The following is a 23,560-nucleotide window of genomic DNA, read 5'->3' as shown; positions in this document are numbered from 1 at the left end:
AGCAAATGTTTCGAAGCCAGCCTGCGCACTTTTCAATCCTGCTAGAACTGTCTTAACGTCATTTATTACTGTCATTTTAGGTTCCTGCTTTCTATTATTGAATAGCTTACCAATTGTATTGTTTCTCTTTAAACAGGGTTTATGTAAATTTAAAAATAGTAATTTATTGGAAACTCAATGCGAAATAAACATTAAGATGTAAGATTTCAAAAAAGAACGGATAAAAGTAAATAACAGTAGTCACTCCCAAGCAAATTAATCAGTAATCCATTATAATTAGATCCCTTGAAACATTAAAAACCACCCTTGATGGGGCGGTTTTTGAAATTGGAAAATATTATGTTTTAATTAGTCAGCACATACTATTCAAAAGTAAAACTTACGCAACCAAACAAGGAAAAATTGGGCAGAATCATAAAAGCTTTGAAACAGGATATCCTATTCATTCTTAGTTAACATAAAGTTTTAAGTGTATTTCTCCTTTTTTCAACTTATTACCGTTTATAGTCTGATACAAAATTTCTGATTTCTTGTATCGGTATTTCTAAATTAATAACCATTTGAATGAGTTCAACCCATTCTTTATCAAGTTCTTCTACTGTATCGTTTGCCTCCTGACTTATCATGACTATTCCTCTATCAGAGTCAGAGGGTAACTCAGCTATCTTTCTCACATCAGATTCATCTTCTTGATAAGCAGTTGCTTCTCTGTCTAGCAGTTCCCACTGTTTATATAAGCTTTTAGCTGTCTGATAGTCATCGAAATCCACTTTTAAATCTGTCTGTAATTTTCCTGTTAATTCGCGGTATGACTCTTCCCATTCCTCTAAGCTTTTTATATCAAAGAGTTTTGAAAACCTCGGTTTTATACTTTCCCAGTGCAAATAAATATTATCACACCATTGCAACAAATCTTCACGGTATTGTTTTTGTTCTCCTATTTCCATATATCTCCCTCATTTAGTGAATTTAGTCTTTTTACCAATGCGATCTTTAAGTTTTTTTTAGAGCTTGAAAAAAATATTCGAAATAAAGCCTTTTGTTTCACTTATACGAGTGCTAGCACTTTCAACTATTATGCAGACATTGCAAAGGCACGACATTCTTGAGCACAATGTAAGCAAATTTGACCACATCTTTGTGATTGTTCATCGGGGTGTTGTAAACAATGATTTCCACAAACTTCACAAATCTGTGCACATAATGAGGCAACTTTTTGAATAAATCTACCTTTTGCTTTAGTGAATTAATTAATGTAGTAAACATTGAATCTTTATCTTTCTGATCAATGGCTTGCAATTCTTTTACCATTCTTTTAAGTGTTCCTTGGGACTAAGTTAGGGTCATCTAATACATCTTGATCATATTTTAAATCAAGTAATTCTTCGTGTATCTTGATGGTGACTATCGCCATACTCTGTAAGTCATCTTTGTTGTAAAGTGGGTCATTCAATTTCTTTTCTACTTTCACAAGCAAGTTTTCAGTATCTTCAATCATAAATCCAATTAATTCAATCATCCTTTTTCCCTCCATAAATCTGTATATATAAAATATCCTGTTAGAACCACTTTCCTTTTGTGGTTTTTAAACTTTTCAAAAAAAATAGTTATACCCTATGAATCGCAGAAAATTTTTTTGAAGTTTGTTGGATCTTTCATTATTTAAATAAGTTAAATCAACCTATATTTAATAGAAACACCAATTTTTTTAAGTATTTCTTGAGAATTTCTCTACTTCCATAAAGGTTAATGGAGGATACTTTTATAATACATTTTTCGGGAACTAGCTTCCTGTCCTTTTTCTATCATAATTCTGCCAAAATTACTGCATTATTCTGCCACTTGCTTAAAAGTTAAAGATGAAACCCTTGCTAATACTGCATTTTTTGAAAGGCATTTTTAAAAATAGTCGTATGGCGTTAGAGATATAAATTCACCATTGATGCCCATATTTGGGACCCATATCACCATTTCAAACCCAAAAAAAGACACCCATAATCGAGTGTCTTTCTTGCTTGCAAAATCACTTATATTTAAAACAGTTCATTATTTGAAAAAGTTTTCCACCCAATCCACTATATCTTTCCGTGGTTGGTGTTTAAGCACCAAATCAATATTTATTTTGATATTAACATTCGAAAATCATTCAGCTAAATTCCGAATTTTTTTATAGTCACTTTTATAAGGTTACAATTTAATATAACAGTCCCATCACGATATAGAATGTAACCGACTGCATATCTGTTCTATGTTTTAGTGTATCACTCAACAAGCTGATCCTCAATAAATTGCAACCTCTTATTTATATTTCCTTCCTTACTTTTATCATAAACATTGTATTCTCTTTGTGGTTCAGCATCTGACCAAATTATCGATGTAATGAGATCCTGCTTATGATGTTCCATCCGATCTGTATTCATGTAACTTTCATCAGGCTGCCAGTCCCTTGGCAAATCCTCACTTTCCCTATAGAAGGACAGATAAAAAGTCCTGTTTTTTCCTTCTATTACTTTCATTTCGTCTTCGACCGGATAATCATTACTGTATTTTTCAACTAATTCTTTCAATTCTTTTAAATCTTTTGGTGGATTCAGAATCATGTAATGCTTTCTCAGAGTCACCACTTCTTCATCCTTTTTACCAATGACCTCTTCTGTATTCGCTATTTCAAAAACCTGTGTTTCCCCACTTGATTCCTCATTATTGGTACATCCCATTATGAGAATTAAAAATATACCAATCATCATAACTAAAATATTCAAATTAACTTTAATTACTCAATTCCCCCTCGAATGGTACATCTATTTCCATTACAGTAACAAAGGGCTTATATTTCCCATTATATTCATCATAATGCTGTAAGATAAACCAGGAACGAAATCCTGCTAAGTTTACATACACCTTCTCAACATCTGGCTGATCCAACCCAAAATGATCATATAAACGAACAGTCATGACTCCTTCAAAGTGATTATTCTCTACTGAAAAGTCTTTGACTGATACTGTATTCCCCCAACTATCATTTACTGTAATTGTAAGTCCGCCTATATTATCGCTCTTACTGTTAAACGCTGGATAAGAGGCATTATCCTGTATATATTGATAAAATCTATTTGTATCCTTTGTGCTGTTATCAAACTGAAGTGCTGCCAAATTACCTCCGTTTTTCTTTAGCTCATCCACTAAAGCATTTTTGACAAATTCTACATAGGCTTTTGTTGTCTCATGCTCACTTGCTTCTTTAGTTAAAGTCTCGTTGCTATAGTTTTTACCAGATCCCTCCTCAAAATGATTAATCATATCTAAAATAACATCTTCCATATCTCCCGTAGAAAATAGGCTTGTTGACATCCACTTGAACTCATCAAAGAGAACACCTGTCCCTAGCCAATCAGATTCAAATAATTGGAAGTTAAACATCCAGCTAATGTCAGATATTTCATCTTCTGTATAATCATTTGTTTTCATATCATTCGCTACATTTCCATTTTCATCATAGCCTTCTGGTCTATCTGATTGATGAATTATTAAATTGGATAAATCAGAGTACAACGGTCTCGAATCCTCATTATCAAAAATTCCATCTCCATCACTATCTTTTTGGTCAGGAAAACTAGTTGGAAAGAAACCTTCAAAATGAATAGTAATTCCAAAAATTTCCATCGTGAATGTTTTGAATGGACCCATTTCTTGCCCATCGGTTAATCCATCTCCATCACTATCTTTCTTGTTAGGATCTGAGTAAATTATACCGTATGGTGTTTTCATTCCTTTAATTTCATAGGTATCGTATAAACCATCCCCATCTGAGTCAGTTGGATCTATTGATGCTGGTTCACCATCGTTACTAATGAGAATATCATTCAGTTCATTGCTGCCTGCAGCTTGGTCGTACTTTCCACTTGTACTCGTTGTAATTTTGGACGTTTTTGCATCATGTTTCCTTGAGTAGTTTATTTCCCTTCCCCAAAGCTCCAACAATTTTGTCTTATCAACAACCATATATTCACCAAAGTGAGTAGTTTCCGCATTTATTGTCTGCTTACTTGTATCTAACACAGCGTTAAGGTCTTCAAACGATTCCTCATTTTCATTATACCAAACGATGGCTAGATCATCTTCCAACGTGTCTCCTAGCTTCGATTCATCATAAGTAAACTTGATGCTTGCTTTATCAAATTCAGATTGCGTATTGATACTTACAGGAGAACCAATAATACCGGGTAAATTAGTTGTTTTAATATTTACTTTGTTTGTGCTGCTAATTCTAGTCGTTTGATTAATATTATCCTTTGCACTAAACCCAACTTCCACACTTTTAATTTCTGATTTATCAGGTTGAATCAATGATTTACTAATTGATTGTTTATAGAGTTCTTGTGAATCCTTAATCCCGTCGTCATTGCTGTCTGCAGCATTCGGATTTGTCTTTAAAGCATATTCATCTCCATCACTTAACCCATCGCTATCCGTATCATACTCTTTAGGTGATGAATCAAACTGATGGACTTCAAATCCGTCAGTTAAACTATCTTGGTCTGAATCCTTCTTAATCAAATTTGTTTGATAAGCTTGCTCGTCTTTATTATTTAGGCCGTCTTTATCGATATCTTCATCTGCATCACTTATGCCATTATGATCTGTATCAGATTTAGTCGGGGAAATATATGGATTAATTTCATATTCAATATTGTCCTGCAATCCATCCCCATCTGTATCCTTTTTAAATGGATCCATTCCCTCTTGGAATTCTATTCCATCTGTTACAGTATCACCATCCGTGTCAGATGTAGATTCAAATAATTCTGTGTTAAATGAATAGCCTGCTTTTTCAAGTCCGAATAACACTTGTTTATATGCATTTTGATAGGATTTTGATGCAGGGATAGCTAGATCTTTTTCTAGAAACTCATTAGCTTTTTCAGACATTTTTACGGCGTTTTTCAAATGAGCTGTTACTTTATTTCCTTTGTGATCCGTTTGCTCAGAAATATCCGTTAAGATGCCAATAGCATTTTTATTGACAATTTTATCCGATAAATAAAAATTAAAGAGTATATCTGAAATTAATACTTCAGTTGGTTCATCAAAATCGTTTTTTGATACATACCCCCATAGATATATTGTTAACTTATGTTTGATTTTCAAGAGCCGATCACTTTTTAGAAGCTCTTCTTTTATATACTCCTCTTGAACTGCTTGTTCATATTGTTTAATCAGTTGTTCAAACATTTCAAGTTCATTCATACCTTTTTGCTTAAAGTCTCCGGTTTTATCAATTTCACCATCCAGATTATCTAGTGCATTAGAATCAAACTTAGCATTCGTCTCTTTTATAACTGTTGCGAAACGCTTTAATTTATTTATTGCAACTTTCTCATAAATCATTGCATTTCTGGTATCCTCATAGAATTCATATTCACTTATCCACTGTTTTACATTTTGCTCACTAGAATTCTTAGATTGTCCTTGATTATTACCTTTGGCAAACACTGCGTGTCCAGCTCCATCGAAAACGATTGCAAATATCAATAAAAAACTCAACATACTTTTCACTTTATTTTTCATCATGAAAATCTCCTCAATAAATATATTAATTTAACCTATAATTATATAAAAAGAAGATGCGTGCGTTTACCATGGTAGATACTGTTCCCAAACAAAAAAATATGTTAATAGAGTTGTACCGATTACACGAATGACCATATCGTTAAATGGTTTCTCCAACTCCCCGTCTCCGCTATATAATGCCATTGGAAATGTAGAGTCCAAAGTTTTTGGAGAACAAAGGGTTCTTCCAAAAATCATAAATGCCAAAAAATTAGAATGAGTAAAATTACTAAATCAAAAATGTTAGTTTTAACCTGTGATACTACTATTTAATCGATCTATCTTTTCTCACCCTTTCCTTTATTACTTTTATCTGTATCCTAAAACCAAAACACTACAACTTCTACATAAATTTACCAATTTCTACCTTAATAAACAATAGGTAAAACATACCAATATACCGTATGTCAATGGTATGTGGTAAAGCAAACCCAATTTCAAAAAGGTGCTTTTGAACGAAAAAGAAGCACTGATAAAGAAAGGGTATTCTTTTTTAATATAGTTAAACCAGTATCTGTTAAATGCAAATACACTTTGCGTTGGTCTTCTTCGGATCTCTCTTTATACAACCACCCTTTTTCTACTAATTTTTTCAAATGTTCAGAAGCTGTATTGTGGGAAACCGATAAATGATCGGCAATGTCACGAATCATGACATATTGCTTTTTCTGAACCTGTTGAATGACAATAAAGATGCTTAATTACAAATTGAGTTATTACATTTACAATAAAGTTGTTTAAAAACGCCAGTCATGTTATTCCTTTAAGGGTATGATTGCTTAATAGAGTTATAAAGACATTTGGTGCTACTTCAATATCTTTAACTTCATAAAATCCATACAACTTATAAAGATTTTTAGCAGGTGAATTTTTAGCTCCTGTACTTACAGTTGCTTTAAATCCTTTAATTACGTTCTTAATCAAATACCCTAACAAACTTGCCCGTATCAGCTTTAACAGGAATAGCAGATCCGCCTGCTAAAAAGCCAAATGCAGCAATGGCTGTAATAAATGAAACTTTAGCTTTTTTACTAACACTCATTCTTACCAACCTCCTAAAATATGTTTTTATACACTAAATGTTACCGCTTATTTCTATATAGTTCATCTTATTATTAAGACAAATAGTTACATAATTAACCATAAACTAATGGTAAAATAAGACAAAAGAACCAAGGAGGAGTTTTAAATGTCTCTAGGATTTGGGATATTTTTATGGATAGTAGGTCTAGTCCTTTTTTATATTATTATTGAAACTGCAGTTCGTAGAGGAATTGATAGTTCCAAATTAGGCGAAAGAATTGAAAAAATAGAAGAAACAATTAATAAAAATAATAGTCCAAAATAAAGAGCAGAACCGTTATGGTCTGCTCCTTTTTTATATGATTTCTAATTCTTCATGACGATAAGGTAATTCAATCTCTTAGTAACTATGTATACCAAAGAACATTTACTACTACAACATCTGACTATTTATCCGCAGTAGTAAAAGCTAGTAGTTCAGGATCAGGAACATTTACTTCCGTGAATGTTTTCTTAAACTAAAGCATCCGTTTGTTTAAGTACAATTCTTCACAAACTTGTACTTTTTTCACACTTTATTTTTTACAGGAATACTGCCCAGTTTAGTAGGTTTTACCATTATTTGCTACAGGGTAAAAGAATCAATTCATACCCTCTTTTAATTTGACCAAGTTATACCAGCTTACTCCACCATGTTTTGATTCAGACATGCCATGGCTAACAAATCCAAATTTTTCATAAAAAGAAACTAATTCCTGTTTACATGTTAAAGTAATTCCTTCTCTTTCATTTTCTTCTACAAGTTCTTCCATTTTCTCGATTAAAATCTTTGCAATTCCTTGATTTCTAGCCTGTTTGGACACTGCTAACCCTAAAATACTTTGATATCCTCCTCTTTTCGGATTCTCTTTGATTACCTCAAAAAGATCATCAGTTATATAAGGTTGATTAATAATAGGACCATTAATATAACCAAGTATTTCCCCTTCCTTTTCTGCCACAATAAAGGTATCAGCTATCAACTGAATCCTCCCCACCATTGCTTCTTTTGTGGCAGCTTCTTCTATTGAAAAGCCTTCATTCTCAATAAATAACAACTGTTCTAAATCTTTAGCTTGAACTTTTCTTAAAGAAATCATCTTGTCTATAACCCCTTTCCTAACTAGATTGACCTAAAAACATTGGTAGTAATAATTTTATGGGCTTTACTACTAATATACAAAAAATGTTTAGAATCTAAACAATACATTTAATTGACATGCTATTAGATGATTTTCTTTACGAAGCAAAAAGAAGAAGTAATCCTTATGATCTATATAGAGGATTAAACGCAAAGGTACAACAAGCCATTGAAGTATTTGATTATCATGGACAACAGGAAACACTTCAAATTAATAATAATACTCGAAAAACAAAAGAACTTGAAGGCACTGTAAAATTACCTTCCATTGCTTCTGATATATCATTACAAAAAAGTTCACCCCTTAAGTATTCTGAAACTGGAACAGTAAACGAATACTTAAGGTCCGTAGTTGGTGAAAACTTCCTTGAAGCTTTGAAAATTAATCTTTCGACTAATCCTGAGGGTGTATATGTTAGGTCGTCTAATTCTTCCTTATATATTGTATAAAGTCGTCTTTGATCTTTATAAGCTTTACTCATAATAACTCCTTTCTTTCCATTACAAGCATGAATGAAATAATTCGATATGCAGATTCTTTTAAACTACAGTCCCATTGAACTTTATAATCAAACAATAAATCGTGAAAGTATTTTTCTAGTTTTGCAGGATACGGTTTCCCTTTAGGATCATAAGGAGATTCTGGAAAATGGTAGCTCCCTTTTAATGCTTTATTTATCAAAAACGTACAATATGGAGTAGGTTCTAATCCTCTTTTTTTAGCTAACTCTTTAATTAGTTTTCTCTCATTTTCATTGAATGGGATTTTGACATCTTTCCGTTTATCACATCTTTCGTCTCTGCCTTCGGCTTTTGTTATTGGCTTTTTCCGAACAATAGGTAACTGATTAAAAGAATTATTTTTAATTGGTTTATTATCAAAAATAGGATTCAAAGGTTCCATACTTCACCTCTTCTTTTTACTCCTCTTTTTTCCTCTTTTATCCTAGTGCCAAATTGTCAAATTGTTATATTGCTAGTCACTCAAGAGAAGGGAAGGGTAGAACGTATAAAAAATAGATTCTTTAGACAAACTTTTAGAAAATTAGAAAAACGGATAATACTCAAAGGAGGGTGGTTATTGTATGGCTTCTAGAAAAGAGAAAGATGTAATGAAGGAGTTTGGAAAGTTAGCTCTTAAGAAGAAAAAAGTAGTTACAAAAGTAAAAGTGAAGTAAATTATAATAAAAATAGACTTCATAAAGGGGAACCACGGTTATGATCCCTTATATATGATTCATATTTTTTACAGGATCAGGGCATATTCCTGGCAAATTAATAGAATAACCGCCAAGACGGCGGTTCTAATGTTTCATTTTCATATAAAAATCCTTTAAAAAGTCTACATAAACATCATCACGGACGAGCCAAGCAGCAGAATTTCTTTTGATATAATTTTCGGCAGCTTGAAAACCCTCAAATATCTCCTGATCAGGGTTACCATTAATCTCAAGAATCCATTTGTTCTCATCCTTGGCAAAAATAAAGAATTTATCTCCCTTTTTATTTTCGTACAGAGAGCCCTGTGGGGCATTTTTATTATTATATCTATTTTTGAATGCATCCTGCCTCATGGGGTCCAGGGGGAATATATCATTGACGAACAATTGAAAAGCTTCCTTGCCCATTGAGCATCCGGATGCTTTTGCATGTCCGCCGCCTCCGAACTGGCCGGCAATGGTTGATACATCCACATGATCATGTATTGTTCTGAAACTGATTTTTTTGCCGCCAAGATTTAAAATAGCGATATAATCCAAATAGGGATTGTCTTTCCCCAATTCATTTCCCAGCTCAGAATGGTGGGATTCGGCATGGACAATTCCCGTACAAAAATCACCAATGAAGGTTTGGACGATTTCCCGCTTTTTCCTCCTTACATACCTTTCGATCTTCTCTTCTTCCATTTCAAGCAGCTTCTGTTCAAAATCATCAAATTCAAAATGCTCGGAGTTTAAAATCCGTTCTGTCATTTTTTCTTCAAATTTATCGATCGATAACATAAAAAATAAATCGTTGAGATTTTTAGCTTTGATATTTTCGTTTTGGTCCCATTCCCAAGTATCATACTGGCGGACAAGCTCAACAAATTCATCCAGCGCCTGAGATTGCTTAATAAGCTCATGTTCCAGCAGATATTCGTAAAGTAATGAAGTGGCAGCTGTTAGCCTTCCATCTTCATAATTGACCTTCACTCTTCCCCAGCTGTATTCATTAAAATGCAAAGCTGTTTTATGATGGTCGATTAATCTAACCTTCCCGCCGCTCTTTGCAAGATCATCAAGCCTGATCAAATTCTCTTCATTCACCGATAAATCCGTGATAATAAGAAAGTCATCCTTCAGTTTTTTTTCTTGTTCAAAAAGCCTCTCTATTTGATAATCCAACCCCACCACGGAGTTGTAGCGGACTTCCACCTCTTTTCCAAAAGCAATTTTGGCAACGATGCCGCAGCCGACCCCATCCAGGTCATTATGTGTATACAGCCTGTACAAAATGCATCACCTGCTATCCTTAGATTCTTTAAGTATTATTTACAATATTCTTTATGATCGCAACGGCCAAATTCGGACGGTTATCGCCGTCACAATAAAGGTTACAGCTAAAGTTGTCCAAAAGGATGCCAATTTCCAGAATTGGTTTAGATATCCATTATAATACCTTCTTCAACAAGGGTAAAAATGGCATTAAATCCTAATTCCTTAGCATAATTTTGAACCACTTCTAAGGCTTCTCTATCGAATTGCTTAATTTGTCCGTGGTGATGAACTCTGTTAGTTTTTTCTTCAGTGTAAGAAACATTTCTGTTTTGGATTTGTACAGAATTGGTTCGAGAAACCAGCTCAGATTTTGCTTCTTGTTTTTTCTCATCATCATTTAATGAAATATCGTTTGTATCTTGTCCACATGCTACCAGTACAGTAATTGTTAATATTCCCGTAATAAATCTGTTAAAAACCTTATAGGTTGTTTTTCATTATGAGCTCCATCCTTTCGAAAGCAAGTCCATTGTTTCTACTTCTTAATTAATTTTTGTTTCATTTTGGTTCTTCATCCATGGTATTCACTGTAAAACGAACCCACTAAAACTAGAATTCATTGAAGAGGAACTGCTAAAGTACAAATTAGATTAACCTGTAGAAGGACTATCCCCAATACCTAAAGAAAATCTCTCTGGATCAGGTTAAATGGTATGAACCAAAAGTTTCTATGCAGGAATTCTAATTAGATTACCCACACTTTAAAAACTATATAAAAGTAAAACTTACAGATAGACGACTTTAGAGGATAAGCAGTTATTGAATTAACCTGCCCCGATAGTTGAAGAACAAAATCAACAACATGTTTAAAAAAAGCATAAAAAGGAGAAGCCCTTTTAGCTACTCCCCAATGCCCATTCTACATAGGTAGCTTAGATACCTTCTTTACTGAATACAAACAAACGAGATTCAGAATACTAAATGAGTACGATCTTTAATGGAGGAAATCAATAATGAGGCTCCTTGGACTTGTTTTAGTATTAGCACTAGCACTTACTGCATGTAATCAAACTGACACAACAAAGAATCAAATTAAAGACAACAACACTAACACAACTAACGTATCTAACGAAACAAATCGAGGTCAAGCTATTGGTAAAGAATATGGTGGCAAAGGAACTGGATATGGACAAGTAAAGAAGATTGAGCCAGGACAAGCAACCCCACCAATTGCAGTAGCTCCGCAAACTTTGTTGCAAAAAGTTGATGCATATTCAATGAAGCATTTAGGAGTTCATACTACTTCTGTCGAATTAATTAAAAGTGACTCAAATGGAGTTGGGATTGAATACAAAATCGTATTCGATAATTGGAATAGAGGGTGGGATTTATGGAATTAGGCCCACGGCCTTAAAGACATATTCGGTTATAAAGTTCGTCAGTTTACCAACTTTCCATCTCAATGGGGAACAGGAGGTTATATGATAGTAGAACTTGATGTCCCTCCTGTTCTTGATGCAGTTGAACAGAAGATAAAGCAGATTTTAGAGAGCCACAGAATGACTATAACTTACGTAGGAAATGCAACTATGGTAGCTGAATTCGATCCTAACACTCACAAACAAATTGGTTGGGTTCATAATATTTATATTAATGGCATGGGATATTTATCAACAGAAGAACAATCAGTGATTACTACAGAGATTGAACAAGCTACTGGTTATGATATCGCAAATTTCATCAAAAGTAGCGACAGCATTCTGATTTATTGCAATAACGAAGATGGAGAAAGCGTAACTCCTCTATAAAACAACCTTAAGCAGCCTTCGGGTTGCTTATTTTTTTGGCTTTCTAACTGGTTAATTTTAGAGCTGCTTTAAATAGTGAATAAACCATCATGGTAGTTTATCGCCTCAACAATCTGGCCCGATTGCTGAACAAGAAAAAATCCTGCATATCAATACAGGATTTTTGATCAAACTTTATTATAAACGATCAGACTTTTTTATAAATTATCGAACTTTATTTCAAAGCCACAGTACGTTTTTATTTTGTAAGCTCCGTTAATTTTTTATAGGGACATTTATTATAACGCTAAAAATCTACAAAGAAACTTTTCTTTGTAGGTTTTTGGAATGATACTATTTGTGTTTAATTACCAAATTTATTTTACTGTTACCAACTGTATGTTTAAAATAAAGTTTGATTAAAATTAGTTGAACCGAACCCCGAATAGTGGACACTTAAAAAAAGTGGACCTATTCGGGGTTCAGTTCACCCTTAAAATCCAATTTTTTTTATTTCCGCCAAAAAGTTGAACAGTCTCTTTTATCCAAAATATTAAACTCGATCATTTTCTCAAGTAATGAGAAATCAACCGAACTATCCCACTGGATACGTACCAACTGCTTGGTGTGATCATAGCCAGCCTGCATAATTTCATCAGAAAAATGATCAATCCCTGCCTTTTCAGGGGCAACAGCCAAATGATGTTTGGCTATGCTAAAGCCAATAATAAATGTGCCATGATCGGTAAACATAGGCTGGTTCCACGCAATTTTCGGCATTAAATTTGGAAATTTCTTAGTTATCCAAGCCAAAACTTCTTCCGTTCGGTCCCGATGTTGCTGGTTATCAATATGCGCTAAATATTCTGCAAAAACCTCCATGTCATTCTCTCCTAAAATAAAAAATTATTTTTGAACGATGTAATTTTTTATGCCAATACGCCATGACATCAATTGCATCATTCGCAGCCTCATCCGTATCTTTGACAGGATACTTAGACACCTCAAAAGTCACCTTTTGTTCGCAATAGTTTTTTACTACTTCTTCAATTTCGACAAAGTCCGCAGACTCTTTTTTAGGTTTAACTTTTTCTATATGCACAATCGGTTTGTAAACTAACCTCATTGATTGTATATATAATAAGGTTGTTTAATTTTGCCCTTAAAGATGCAGCAATTACCTACCGATAGATGGTATTAAACGACTTTATTATTTTTTAAACAACTTTATTGCCACTGCACACCAATTCCTATTCCTCGGCCTTCTTTAATCCACTTATCAACTTTAGATGTTCCCGTTCTTTTAGACATAAAAAACACCCCTTTAGATAATCATATCCAACGGGGTGAAACGGTGAAACGTATTTAAAAACAGTTAATCTTTAACGGTTAAATTTTATTTCAAATCTACAAGTCTTAAAAAAATTACTCTCCGTTACTCAACCGTTACACTCTTCGCTAAGTTCCTAGGCTTATCAACATCACAGCCACGGTGAAGAGCTGCGTAGTAAGAGATAAGCTGCAATGGAATGACTGAGACAAGTGGTGATAGTGCTTCGTGAACTGGTGGAAGAACGAAACGATCGTCTTCTTCTTCTAGACCCTTCATCGTAATGATACAAGGGTTAGCTCCACGCGCTACAACTTCTTTCACGTTTCCACGAATGCTTAAGTTTACGTGTTCTTGAGTTGCAAGGGCAATGATTGGTGTACCATTTTCAATAAGAGCGATGGTACCGTGTTTAAGTTCTCCCCCAGCAAAGCCTTCTGCTTGGATGTAAGAAATCTCTTTCAGCTTTAATGCACCTTCAAGACCTACATAATAATCAACTGTACGGCCGATGAAGAAGCAGTTACGAGTTGTTGAGAGGTATTCACGTGCAATAGCTTCCATTTCTTCTTTTTGATCGCAAAGAACTTCCATTGCGTTTGCAACGATCCCTAATTCTTTTACGAGGTCAAATTCAAGGTTTAGTCCTTTTCCTTGTCCCGCTACTGCAGCAAGAATCGCTAATACGGATAGCTGTGCTGTATAAGCTTTAGTTGATGCAACCGCAATTTCAGGGCCTGCATGTAACAGCAATGTGTAATCTGCTTCACGAGAAAGAGTTGAACCTTGTACATTTGTTATTGTTAATGCTTTGTAGCCAAGTTCCTTCACTTGAACAAGTACTGCACGGCTATCAGCTGTTTCACCGCTTTGGGTGATAAAAATGAAAAGTGGATTTGCAGATAATATCGGCATATTGTATGAAAACTCACTAGCTACATGTACTTCAACAGGGATCTTTGTCCAGCTCTCAATAAATTGTTTTCCTAGCAACCCTGCGTGATAGCTTGTTCCTGCTGCAACGATGTAGATGCGGTCTGCATCATTTACAGCACTGATAATATTTGAATCAATCGTTAAACTTCCGTTTTCATCTTGATATTTTTGAATGATTTTACGTGTGACTAACGGTTGCTCATCAATTTCTTTTAACATGTAGTGAGGGTATGTGCCCTTTTCGATATCACTTGCGTCAAGCTCTGCTTTATATGGAGCGCGTTCAATAACTTCGCCTTTAAGGTTTTTAATTGTTACCGATTCACGAGAAACAAACACCATTTCTTTATCCATTAATTCCACAAATTGATCGGTAACTTGTAGCATTGCCATTGCATCTGATGCAATCACGTTGAAGCTACCATCACCAAGACCAACTAAAAGTGGACTTTTATTTTTAGCTACATAAATTAAATCAGGATTTTGCTCATCAATTAAACCAATTGCATATGAACCTTTTAAGATTGATAACGTTTGGCGGAACGCTTCCTCAACCTCTAATCCTTTATTAACAAATGTTTCGATAACTTGAACAACAACCTCAGTGTCGGTGTCACTCAACAGCGTTACGTTTTGTAAATATTCACGCTTCAAAATTGAGTAGTTTTCAATTACGCCATTATGAACAAGTGTAAAACGTCCTGAAGTACTTTGATGTGGATGTGCATTAACTCTACTTGGTACACCATGAGTCGCCCAACGTGTATGACCAATCCCTGTTGTTGCTACAACAGATGCATCTACGCTTTCACGAAGAACAGCTATCCGACCCTTTTCTTTAAAGATGTGCACACCCTTTTCGTTAATTGCAGCAATACCAGCAGAATCATATCCACGATATTCTAACTTTTCTAATCCACGTAATAAAATTTCCTTTGAGTCTTGTTGTCCAATATAACCTACGATTCCGCACATAATCCAATATCCTCCCGTTTATGGTGCGGGGGACAGGAAAGTCGGGGACTTTCTACTGTCCCCTCACACATGTTATTTATTTTTCTTGGAAGGTTATGTTTCTCCCTTTGTCCAAAAAGTTACCTCTTTGTTTTAAGGAGAAGACTTACGGTTGTAACCAACCAACCGGGAGGCATCCGCCGAACTTTCGATAATCCTCCGTCCTCGTCAACTAAGCCTATTTTCGCACGAAGCTTAGTTCAGGCGCTTTAAAATTCCATTCTTGGTCAACCACTAACGCTCCTTTCCTTCGTGAATAAAAACACAAAGTTAATAATACATCATGTGAAAAGAAGTCGTCAATCATAATATTTCCCATTCTCTAACAATTACTTCTTTTCCACAATTAGTATATGTTGATAAACATGTTCGGGTTAGGGATGAACTTCCAATAAGGTAGAAAAAGGCGGGGAGTCGCCCCCGCTTTTTTCATAACATCAGAATTTATATATATTTTAAACTCAGTATGCGTTTACTGAATCCAGCTCCGACGCACAGGACGTGTTAGTGCAGTCAATGCGACAGGACGTCGCGTCTTTGACTGCCAGCGCCTAGATCCTCGAGGTCAGAAGTCAATTATAAATTGAAGGCAAAGAACGCCTTCTATTTATAAATTATGCTATGCCTGAGGCTGAACAAGGCGCTTACGCTTTTTTCATTCAGTGCCCATTTCTTGCTTTACAACCTCTACAATACGATTAACATATGTACGACACTGTTCTTCTGTTGGCGCTTCAGCCATCACCCTTACTAGAGGCTCCGTTCCTGAAGGGCGGACTAGAATACGACCGTTTCCGTTCATTTCTTGTTCAACCACAGCTATCACTTCTTTTACCTTCTCGTTGTCTGTTACTTTGTACTTGTCAGTTACTTTTACGTTAATTAATAATTGTGGGTATTTTTTCATTTCTGCCACTAGCTCTGATAATGGCTTACCAGTAATTTTCATAATATTAACGATTTGCAATCCAGTTAACAGTCCGTCGCCTGTTGTGTTGTAATCAAGGAAAATAATGTGACCTGATTGCTCGCCACCTAGGTTGTAGTCATTTTTTTTCATTTCTTCTACAACATAACGGTCTCCTACAGCTGTTTGGACACTAGGAATACCATGTGCCTCTAATGCTTTGTAAAAACCTAAATTACTCATAATTGTCGAGACAATTGTGTCTTTCTTTAGACGACCTTCTTCTTTTAAAAATTTCGCACATACATACATAATCTGGTCGCCATCTACGATAGTACCTTTTTCATCGATCGCAATAAGTCGATCTCCATCACCGTCAAAGGCTAGTCCAACATCTGCTCCCTTTTCCTTTAGAAAAGCAGCAAGGGCCTCTGGGTGTGTCGAACCCACACCTTCGTTTATGTTGAGACCGTTTGGAGAAGTTCCCATTGTTGAAACGTCTGCATCAAGATCAGCAAATAGGTGAGTTGCAAGAGATGATGTTGCACCATGCGCACAGTCTAGTGCAACGTGGATACCAGTAAAGTCTTCATCCACTGTTTGTTTAAGGAATTGAAGATATTTCTGCCCACCTTCGAAATAGTCATTTACTTGCCCCAAGTCGGCTCCTACAGGTCTTGGGAGGCTATCTACTTCTTGATCCATTAGCCCTTCTATTTCAAGCTCTTGTTCGTCTGAGAGCTTATATCCATCGGGTCCAAAGAATTTTATCCCATTATCTTGAACTGGGTTGTGTGAAGCAGAGATCATGACTCCAGCTTGAGCACCTAGTGCTTTTGTTAGGTATGCCACACCTGGTGTTGAAATGACACCTAATCGCATGACTTCTGCACCAATTGAAAGCAATCCCGCTACTAGAGCACCTTCAAGCATATGACCTGAAATACGTGTGTCTCGACCGATTATTACCTTTGGTCGCTCTTTATCCTTTGTTAGAACATAACCCCCAAATCGGCCAACCTTGAATGCTAATTCAGGTGTTAATTCACTATTTGCAATTCCACGTACTCCATCTGTACCAAAATACTTTCCCATTCACTTATCGCTCCTTTATTTTATACCATTAAGATGGTGAAGAGATTCGAATTTTCACTTCTTCTATCGGTAATGTCCACGTAATATTCTGAGGACCGTTAACTTCAACCTTCACATCATGCTCCCCATCACCAAGCTCTGTTATATTGACATAAAGTTCAATATCACCTGCATTTATGCTTTGGATAATACTTGGAGCTCCAAATATGCTTATATCTAGCGCTTCTGAATCTGGGTCAATAAACTCTAGTTCTTTTTCTCCAAGTCCTACTGACTTGATCGGTTGGTTATCAAAAACTTTCTCTTCTTCTTTCTCAACCTTAATTTTAATTTTAATTTTTTCTGGGGTGATTTTTTTCACTCCATCTGGGATTGGTACATTTACTTCGATTTCGGTATCTTCCTGAATCTTACTAAGATCTACTGATACGTCGTTAATAAACTCTAGTTGATCTAATACTTCTTGTGGTCCATAAACAGTAACTTCTTTGGGATCAGATTCAATACTTGAAATACTAATACCCTCACCTAATTTGCCTTCTCTTACAATTTTAAATGGCAAGGTTTTACTCGGACTAGTAATTGGTACTGTAATATCAACAACTGAAGGCTCCACTTCTACTGGGAGTACATTTCCATCTCGGTCATAAATCGTAACTCTTGATTCCCTTTTGATTGTTTCATCTGCACTATCGAGGTTCACTCTTGCTTTTACAAGTGCTATAGATTCAATCACTTCTTTTGAAGCAGTAATTCGAACACTATTAGGATTTATAATGGGCTGTTCAGGCGTATAGCCTTCCTTCATTTGATTACGGTTTATAAAATCAACTTCAACTGGGAAATCCTGCGTGATCTTTTCTTCAATAGACACTGTGATAATTGATGGGTTAATACTTGCCTCTAAGTCTTCAGATAAATTCTTATGTCTTAATTGAATTCGATGCGTTCCAATGGACAATTTCGACAAATCTGCATAGATCTCAAAATCTTTCACCTGTCTAGCTACCGTCAATGTGCTAGTTGGTCCTTCAAGGTCAACATTCACTGTTTCAGGAACTCCGGTAACAACTAAATTCTCCTGATCGAAGTATGTTTGAACAGGTACATCAGTCACGGTGGCAGTACCAGATGATGGCCCAGGTGACAAAGGGTTTGCCGATTGCTTAGCAGGCGATGGTCCTGCTTGTATGTTCACAGAAGCATAAAGCATTAAAGCGAGAAACAATGCGGTAAATTTCATTACCCAATGATTATTCATTAATTTATCCATTTTTCTTTCCCCTCCATTGCCAAAGGTTTGAGGAATTTGTTTTTGTTTTTGAAGTTGCGTTTAGCTCCGCTTCTAGTATCTCTCTTAAAGCATCTTGACTTAGATTACGGTGTAACTCACTATTGCGAGCAACAGATACACTTCCTGTTTCTTCAGACACAATAATCGTCATACTATCTGTTACTTCACTTATTCCCACTGCTGCTCGGTGTCTTGTACCGAGTTCTTTTGAAATAAATGGACTTTCGGATAATGGTAAGTAACAAGCTGCAGCTGCAACTGAGTTGTTTTGAATAATAACGGCTCCATCGTGAAGAGGCGTATTGGGTATGAAAATGTTAATTAACAGTTCTGATGAGATATTAGAGCTTAACTGAATACCAGTTTCTATGTAGTCACTCATCCCTGTCTCTTTTTCAATTGTCATAAGCGCACCGATTCTTCGTTTCGCCATATAATCTGTTGCTTTAATGATGGCCTCGACTGTTTTCGTTTGTTCTTCCTCTCCAGTCGTACCACTTCTTGAAAATAAACGCCCTCTTCCTAGCTGTTCAAGTGCTCTTCGCAATTCAGGTTGAAAAATGATAATAATCGCTAAGAATCCCCATGTTATCGCTTGGTCCATTAACCACTGTAATGTGTTTAAACCTAAATATTGACTAATCATACGCACAAGGACAATTACAATAATGCCTTTCAAAAGCTGAACAGCTTTTGTGCCCCGTACAACCATAATTAGTTTATATACAACGAACCAAACTAGGAGAATATCAACTGCTATTCCGAGGTAATGCAATATTGGGATATCCTCAAATGACATTCTCTCTCCTCCAGTAGTTTAGTAAAACTTTAAAAGCACACGAGGTGCAAGCGTAGACTAATGCAACAGCAGTTGCGAACTTAGTCTAATTTTTATAAATTTTCTTTTTCAAGCAATTTTCTAGCTTACACGATATTTCAAATAGGAATATCGTTCCTATTATAACATAAGTATAACCTCAACATTCAATTCGAATAAGGCCACCTGAAAGTAGTGGTGACCTTACATTGCTTCCCTTTAATTAAATATACCTACCACATCATTTGTCATTGATTTTATGTGATACCACAGCCATTCAAAAATCTCATCTACTTCTTCAATTTCACCTGTTACCTGACCAGCTGATGCCATGTATCGCTCCCCATTAATAACCGTTACATCGCCATCAACTTTGCCTTCAATGTTGATAGAACCATTTTTAATCGTCACATCACCTTTAATGACTTCACCTTTTGGTACCGTGACTTTACTATTTTCTACAACTAGGTTTGGTTGTTTTGATACACTAAATTGTTGATCTGTATTCCACGCAGAAACTAAACTACCTGCCATGAGAATAATAAACAATGAGGCTGCAGCAACGAATGGATGACCTCTTAGCCATCGATTCCACGATACTGTGCGCTTTTCATTTGGAAGTTTATCCATAATAGCCAATGTAAAGTCTTTAGGTGCCTCAACGTGTGAAGTGCTTTGTACGAGAGCTATCGCTTTTTCTAACTCGTAAAAATGTTTATGACATTCTTCACAGCCCTGAAGGTGTTCGCGTAAACGCTTTTCTTCATCAGGTTCTATTTCATGGTCTAAATGCTTATGCATAAGCTGCACAATTTCAGTAGGACAGCTCATATTCTTTCACCCCAATCATAAGTGCCTTAATTGCTTTCTGAGAGCCTCTCGACCTCTATGAGTTCTTGTTTTTACGGTGCCAACCGGTATATTTAAGATTTCGCTGATCTCAATTAGCGAAAGCTCATCAATATACTTTAATACGATAACAGTTCGGTATTTATCGGGGAGCTTTAAAATTTCTTTTTGAATAGTTTCTTGAAGCTCCATAGTTTCTAGTTGTTCTTCAGGTAGAGACATCTCTGCTGCAACCTGAGAATACATCGTTAAACCATCTGTTCCAGCTACTTCTGCATCTAAATAATAATCTGGTTTTTTCTTACGAATTCGATCAATTGAAAGATTCGTTGCAATTCGGTATAGCCATGTAGAAAACTTTTTATTCATATCATAGGTGTGAATGTTAACATATGCTCGAATAAAAGCCTCTTGAGCAATGTCCTCCGCCTCATGGGCATTACCCAGCATTCTATAACAAAGTTGATAAATTTTATCCTTATATAAATCAACAATCTCAGCAAATGCGTCCTGGTCACCTTTTCTAATTTGTTTTATTCTATTTTTAACAATAGTCTCCATTTATACCTACCTCCGCACTTCGCGGGTTCTCTCTTATACGATTGAGTTTCAAAATGGTTTCATTTTTTTTCATAAAAATATTTTAACAAATTTTGGAGTTGTTTAGAGTAAATTTTAGTAATTAAATATTATTTTTCGAAATATATCCAAAAAAAAAGCACAGAATCTGTGCTTTTTTAGTTATAGTAATTTCTCTCCAAATAATGAGCCCATAAGTGCAACTGCAACTGTCGCAGTTTTGTTCTTATCATCTAAAATTGGATTGACTTCAACAAACTCAGCAGACGTAATAATTTTAGATTCCTCTAACATTTCCATTGCTAAATGACTTTCTCTATAGCTTATTCCGCCATTTACTGGCGTACCAACACCAGGTGCATCAAGAGGGTCTAAGCCATCCAAATCTAAGGATAAATGTACACCATCTGTTTTATCCTTTAAATATGTAATTGCTTCATCCATTACCTTTGTCATACCAAGGCGATCAATTTCATGCATTGTGTAAACCTTAATACCAACTTCTCGTATTAATTCCTTTTCACCATCATCTAATGATCGAGCACCAATAATTACAATATTTTCAGGCTTAATCTTTGGAGTATAACCACCTATGCTTGTTAGGTCTTCGTGTCCAATTCCTAGACTGACAGCTAATGGCATACCATGAATGTTTCCAGAGGGGGACGTTTCAACAGTATTTAGGTCTCCATGAGCATCATACCAAATAACTCCTAAATTATCATAATGCTTCGCTACTCCTGCTAATGTTCCAATAGCGATACTGTGATCTCCACCTAAAACGAGTGGAAATGATCCACCTTCAATTGTATGATCCACGACTTCAGCAAGTTTTTTATTTCCTTCTGCTACTGCTTTCAAGTAACGGAGGTTACTACCCTCAGACTTTTCTTCAGTCTTACCTGGTCTACCTATTTCAATGTCACCAAGATCATGAATATTAAGATTTAATCTCTCTAAACGTTCTACGACTCCAGCGTATCGAATTGCACTAGGACCCATATCGACACCTCTGCGCATTTGACCCAAATCCATTGGTACCCCTATAATAGAAATCTTCTTCTGATTCATGTTGTAATTCCTCCCTTTCCCTGTATACCTATATTGTACCTATTTTAGGTAGGATGACTCAACTGAACAAAATAATGCATAGATATACAGAATATTTGAACCATTTCAATTATAAATTCAACATCAAAAGTGGGGTTCTATTAAATTTATTTATGCGAACACAAAAAAAACCTTAAACAGAGGTTTAAGGTTTTTATTATTATTTAATTAAAGCGAATAGATTATTTAGTACCTCTGGAGCAAAGACGGGATTCGAACCCGCGACCCCCACCTTGGCAAGGTGATGTTCTACCACTGAACTACTTTCGCAAATGGTGAGCCATGAAGGATTCGAACCTTCGACCCTCTGATTAAAAGTCAGATGCTCTACCAACTGAGCTAATGGCTCATTTTAAGTTTACCGTTAAAATGAATAGTCGTGCTTCTTTCTTCGACGCCCAAATCTCAGGGAGCTATTCTGTCATGCTCTACCAATTGAGTTAATGGTACATTTTAAAGTTTACTGTTAAATATGATCTAAAAATAAAAAATGGCTGGGCTAGCTGGATTTGAACCAACGCATGTCGCAGTCAAAGTGCGATGCCTTACCGCTTGGCTATAGCCCATTGAATAAGCTTCAAGAAAAAACTCTCTTAATTATGCTTCATGAATAATCAACGCAAAAGGATTGTTGAAATATTTCTATTAAGAACTATAAACGATTTTGTATATACTATGTATTTCATATACCCTATATATAGCTTGTACTTTACTATAGATTATATACATTAATTAACAACTACCAAAAATAACCTATGGAAAACGATTAGAGTCAACTCACAAAAAAATAAACTAAATATTGTACGTCAACGTACTATATTCGTTCATCTATTATAAAAGTTGGTGGAGGGGGGCAGATTCGAACTGCCGAACCCGAAGGAGCGGATTTACAGTCCGCCGCGTTTAGCCACTTCGCTACCCCTCCACTGAGAAAACAGTGCCGGCAAGAGGACTTGAACCCCCAACCTACTGATTACAAGTCAGTTGCTCTACCAGTTGAGCTACACCGGCGTAATAAAATGTAATAGATTATCTATTGATCTCTTCTCGAAACTCTGTCGAGATAATCATGAAAAGAAAATAATGGTGGAGGATGACGGGATCGAACCGCCGACCCTCTGCTTGTAAGGCAGATGCTCTCCCAGCTGAGCTAATCCTCCAAAGTCCGTAATTCATATTAACATACATCGAATCTTAATTAACTTGGTGACCCATACGGGATTCGAACCCGTGTTACCGCCGTGAAAGGGCGGTGTCTTAACCGCTTGACCAATGGGCCATTCTATATTTTAAGCTTCCAACCGGGCTCGAACCGGTGACCTCTTCCTTACCATGGAAGTACTCTACCTACTGAGCTATGGAAGCATGGCTCCGCAGGCAGGACTCGAACCTGCGACCGATCGGTTAACAGCCGATAGCTCTACCACTGAGCTACTGCGGAATAATATCAAATTGCCCGGCAATGTCCTACTCTCACAGGGGGAGACCCCCAACTACCATCGGCGCTGAAGAGCTTAACTTCCGTGTTCGGGATGGGAACGGGTGTGAC

General features: G+C 35.8%; 24 protein-coding genes, 9 tRNA genes and 1 rRNA gene. 4 read left to right on the top strand and 30 right to left on the bottom strand.

Annotation, left to right across the window (positions count from 1 at the left end; translation table 11 throughout):
- Window positions 1–494 precede the first annotated feature (494 nt).
- The 8 genes from ACFFIX_RS26300 to ACFFIX_RS26270 form a co-directional block, all read right to left on the bottom strand.
- Window positions 495–947: a hypothetical protein gene (locus ACFFIX_RS26300; RefSeq protein ID WP_378939412.1), complete on the bottom strand. Its 453-nt coding sequence runs from the start codon at window positions 945–947 to the stop codon at window positions 495–497.
- A gap of 128 nt (window positions 948–1,075) precedes the next feature.
- The gene (locus tag ACFFIX_RS28025; protein WP_512700178.1) at window positions 1,076–1,222 is read right to left on the bottom strand and encodes a four-helix bundle copper-binding protein; all 147 of its coding nucleotides are present in this window, start codon (window positions 1,220–1,222) and stop codon (window positions 1,076–1,078) included.
- Between the two features lie 93 nt (window positions 1,223–1,315).
- Window positions 1,316–1,534 (bottom strand): hypothetical protein, encoded by a 219-nt coding sequence (locus ACFFIX_RS26295; RefSeq protein WP_378939410.1) that lies wholly within the window; start codon window positions 1,532–1,534, stop codon window positions 1,316–1,318.
- Window positions 1,535–2,261: 727 nt separating this feature from the next.
- Window positions 2,262–2,762 (bottom strand): hypothetical protein, encoded by a 501-nt coding sequence (locus tag ACFFIX_RS26290; RefSeq protein WP_378939408.1) that lies wholly within the window; start codon window positions 2,760–2,762, stop codon window positions 2,262–2,264.
- Between the two features lie 7 nt (window positions 2,763–2,769).
- Window positions 2,770–5,568 (bottom strand): DUF3289 family protein, encoded by a 2,799-nt coding sequence (locus tag ACFFIX_RS26285; protein ID WP_378939406.1) that lies wholly within the window; start codon window positions 5,566–5,568, stop codon window positions 2,770–2,772.
- Between the two features lie 66 nt (window positions 5,569–5,634).
- Window positions 5,635–5,772 (bottom strand): hypothetical protein, encoded by a 138-nt coding sequence (locus tag ACFFIX_RS26280; RefSeq protein WP_378939404.1) that lies wholly within the window; start codon window positions 5,770–5,772, stop codon window positions 5,635–5,637.
- A 275-nt stretch (window positions 5,773–6,047) separates the two neighbouring features.
- On the bottom strand, window positions 6,048–6,293 hold the full coding sequence (locus ACFFIX_RS26275) for a MarR family winged helix-turn-helix transcriptional regulator (RefSeq protein ID WP_378939414.1): 246 nt from the start codon (window positions 6,291–6,293) through the stop codon (window positions 6,048–6,050).
- 233 nt (window positions 6,294–6,526) lie between these two features.
- Entirely contained in the window at window positions 6,527–6,652 is a 126-nt protein-coding gene (locus ACFFIX_RS26270; RefSeq protein ID WP_378939402.1) for a hypothetical protein, read from the bottom strand.
- 147 nt (window positions 6,653–6,799) lie between these two features.
- Here ACFFIX_RS26270 and ACFFIX_RS26265 point away from each other — a divergent pair, with 147 nt between their 5' ends.
- Window positions 6,800–6,958 carry a hypothetical protein gene (locus tag ACFFIX_RS26265; protein WP_378939400.1) on the top strand — a complete coding sequence of 53 codons (159 nt, stop codon included), beginning with the start codon at window positions 6,800–6,802 and terminating at the stop codon, window positions 6,956–6,958.
- A gap of 316 nt (window positions 6,959–7,274) precedes the next feature.
- Here ACFFIX_RS26265 and ACFFIX_RS26260 read toward each other — a convergent pair whose 3' ends face one another.
- Window positions 7,275–7,772, bottom strand: coding sequence for a GNAT family N-acetyltransferase (locus tag ACFFIX_RS26260; RefSeq protein WP_378939398.1), 498 nt, complete (start codon window positions 7,770–7,772; stop codon window positions 7,275–7,277).
- Between the two features lie 119 nt (window positions 7,773–7,891).
- Between ACFFIX_RS26260 and ACFFIX_RS26255 the strand changes: the two genes are divergently transcribed.
- A complete protein-coding gene (locus ACFFIX_RS26255) occupies window positions 7,892–8,263 on the top strand; it encodes a hypothetical protein (protein ID WP_378939396.1) in 372 nt (123 codons plus the stop codon).
- Between the two features lie 28 nt (window positions 8,264–8,291).
- Here ACFFIX_RS26255 and ACFFIX_RS26250 read toward each other — a convergent pair whose 3' ends face one another.
- Together ACFFIX_RS26250 and ACFFIX_RS26245 are read right to left on the bottom strand one after the other, a co-directional pair.
- Complete coding sequence (locus ACFFIX_RS26250) at window positions 8,292–8,717, bottom strand: hypothetical protein (RefSeq protein WP_378939394.1); 426 nt, start codon at window positions 8,715–8,717, stop codon at window positions 8,292–8,294.
- Between the two features lie 400 nt (window positions 8,718–9,117).
- Window positions 9,118–10,308 (bottom strand): DHH family phosphoesterase, encoded by a 1,191-nt coding sequence (locus tag ACFFIX_RS26245; RefSeq protein WP_378939393.1) that lies wholly within the window; start codon window positions 10,306–10,308, stop codon window positions 9,118–9,120.
- Between the two features lie 998 nt (window positions 10,309–11,306).
- On the opposite strand from ACFFIX_RS26245, the gene ACFFIX_RS26240 reads away from it, so the two are divergent.
- A complete protein-coding gene (locus tag ACFFIX_RS26240; protein WP_378939391.1) occupies window positions 11,307–11,693 on the top strand; it encodes a hypothetical protein in 387 nt (128 codons plus the stop codon).
- An 81-nt stretch (window positions 11,694–11,774) separates the two neighbouring features.
- Window positions 11,775–12,101, top strand: a complete 327-nt coding sequence (locus ACFFIX_RS26235; protein ID WP_378939389.1) for a hypothetical protein — start codon at window positions 11,775–11,777, stop codon at window positions 12,099–12,101.
- Window positions 12,102–12,590: 489 nt separating this feature from the next.
- On the opposite strand, the gene ACFFIX_RS26230 is transcribed toward ACFFIX_RS26235, so the two are convergent.
- From ACFFIX_RS26230 to rrf, 19 genes are all read right to left on the bottom strand, one after another.
- A complete protein-coding gene (locus tag ACFFIX_RS26230; protein WP_378939387.1) occupies window positions 12,591–12,962 on the bottom strand; it encodes an iron chaperone in 372 nt (123 codons plus the stop codon).
- 1 nt (window position 12,963) lies between these two features.
- Window positions 12,964–13,206 (bottom strand): rep family protein, encoded by a 243-nt coding sequence (locus ACFFIX_RS26225; RefSeq protein ID WP_378939385.1) that lies wholly within the window; start codon window positions 13,204–13,206, stop codon window positions 12,964–12,966.
- Between the two features lie 309 nt (window positions 13,207–13,515).
- Entirely contained in the window at window positions 13,516–15,321 is a 1,806-nt protein-coding gene (glmS, locus tag ACFFIX_RS26220) for a glutamine--fructose-6-phosphate transaminase (isomerizing) (RefSeq protein ID WP_378939383.1), read from the bottom strand.
- A gap of 694 nt (window positions 15,322–16,015) precedes the next feature.
- Window positions 16,016–17,362 (bottom strand): phosphoglucosamine mutase, encoded by a 1,347-nt coding sequence (gene glmM, locus ACFFIX_RS26215; protein ID WP_378939381.1) that lies wholly within the window; start codon window positions 17,360–17,362, stop codon window positions 16,016–16,018.
- Window positions 17,363–17,390: 28 nt separating this feature from the next.
- Window positions 17,391–18,635: a CdaR family protein gene (locus tag ACFFIX_RS26210; protein WP_378939379.1), complete on the bottom strand. Its 1,245-nt coding sequence runs from the start codon at window positions 18,633–18,635 to the stop codon at window positions 17,391–17,393.
- On the bottom strand, window positions 18,628–19,455 hold the full coding sequence (gene cdaA / locus ACFFIX_RS26205) for a diadenylate cyclase CdaA (RefSeq protein WP_378939378.1): 828 nt from the start codon (window positions 19,453–19,455) through the stop codon (window positions 18,628–18,630). Before cdaA ends, ACFFIX_RS26210 begins: the two co-directional genes overlap by 8 nt.
- A gap of 237 nt (window positions 19,456–19,692) precedes the next feature.
- Window positions 19,693–20,304, bottom strand: coding sequence for an anti-sigma-W factor RsiW (gene rsiW, locus ACFFIX_RS26200; protein WP_378939376.1), 612 nt, complete (start codon window positions 20,302–20,304; stop codon window positions 19,693–19,695).
- A 15-nt stretch (window positions 20,305–20,319) separates the two neighbouring features.
- On the bottom strand, window positions 20,320–20,883 hold the full coding sequence (gene sigW, locus ACFFIX_RS26195) for an RNA polymerase sigma factor SigW (protein WP_378939374.1): 564 nt from the start codon (window positions 20,881–20,883) through the stop codon (window positions 20,320–20,322).
- A 180-nt stretch (window positions 20,884–21,063) separates the two neighbouring features.
- Entirely contained in the window at window positions 21,064–21,972 is a 909-nt protein-coding gene (gene rocF, locus ACFFIX_RS26190) for an arginase (protein ID WP_378939372.1), read from the bottom strand.
- Window positions 21,973–22,207: 235 nt separating this feature from the next.
- Window positions 22,208–22,281: transfer RNA gene (locus ACFFIX_RS26185), tRNA-Gly, on the bottom strand.
- Between the two features lie 3 nt (window positions 22,282–22,284).
- A tRNA-Lys gene (locus ACFFIX_RS26180) sits at window positions 22,285–22,360 on the bottom strand.
- 142 nt (window positions 22,361–22,502) lie between these two features.
- Window positions 22,503–22,577: transfer RNA gene (locus tag ACFFIX_RS26175), tRNA-Gln, on the bottom strand.
- Window positions 22,578–22,852: 275 nt separating this feature from the next.
- Window positions 22,853–22,936, bottom strand: a tRNA-Tyr gene (locus tag ACFFIX_RS26170).
- Between the two features lie 13 nt (window positions 22,937–22,949).
- Window positions 22,950–23,022 (bottom strand) — tRNA-Thr (locus ACFFIX_RS26165).
- Window positions 23,023–23,095: 73 nt separating this feature from the next.
- Window positions 23,096–23,171, bottom strand: a tRNA-Val gene (locus ACFFIX_RS26160).
- A gap of 44 nt (window positions 23,172–23,215) precedes the next feature.
- A tRNA-Glu gene (locus ACFFIX_RS26155) sits at window positions 23,216–23,290 on the bottom strand.
- Between the two features lie 13 nt (window positions 23,291–23,303).
- Window positions 23,304–23,376, bottom strand: a tRNA-Thr gene (locus ACFFIX_RS26150).
- A 1-nt stretch (window position 23,377) separates the two neighbouring features.
- Window positions 23,378–23,452 (bottom strand) — tRNA-Asn (locus ACFFIX_RS26145).
- A 13-nt stretch (window positions 23,453–23,465) separates the two neighbouring features.
- Window positions 23,466–23,560, bottom strand: a 5S ribosomal RNA gene (gene rrf / locus ACFFIX_RS26140); the annotation flags it as partial.

Source organism: Metabacillus herbersteinensis (assembly GCF_042433335.1).
Classification (GTDB): Bacteria; Bacillota; Bacilli; order Bacillales; family Bacillaceae; genus Metabacillus; species Metabacillus herbersteinensis.
Note: the sequence above shows the minus strand (reverse complement) of the source record. Positions and strands in the feature narration are given on the sequence as shown.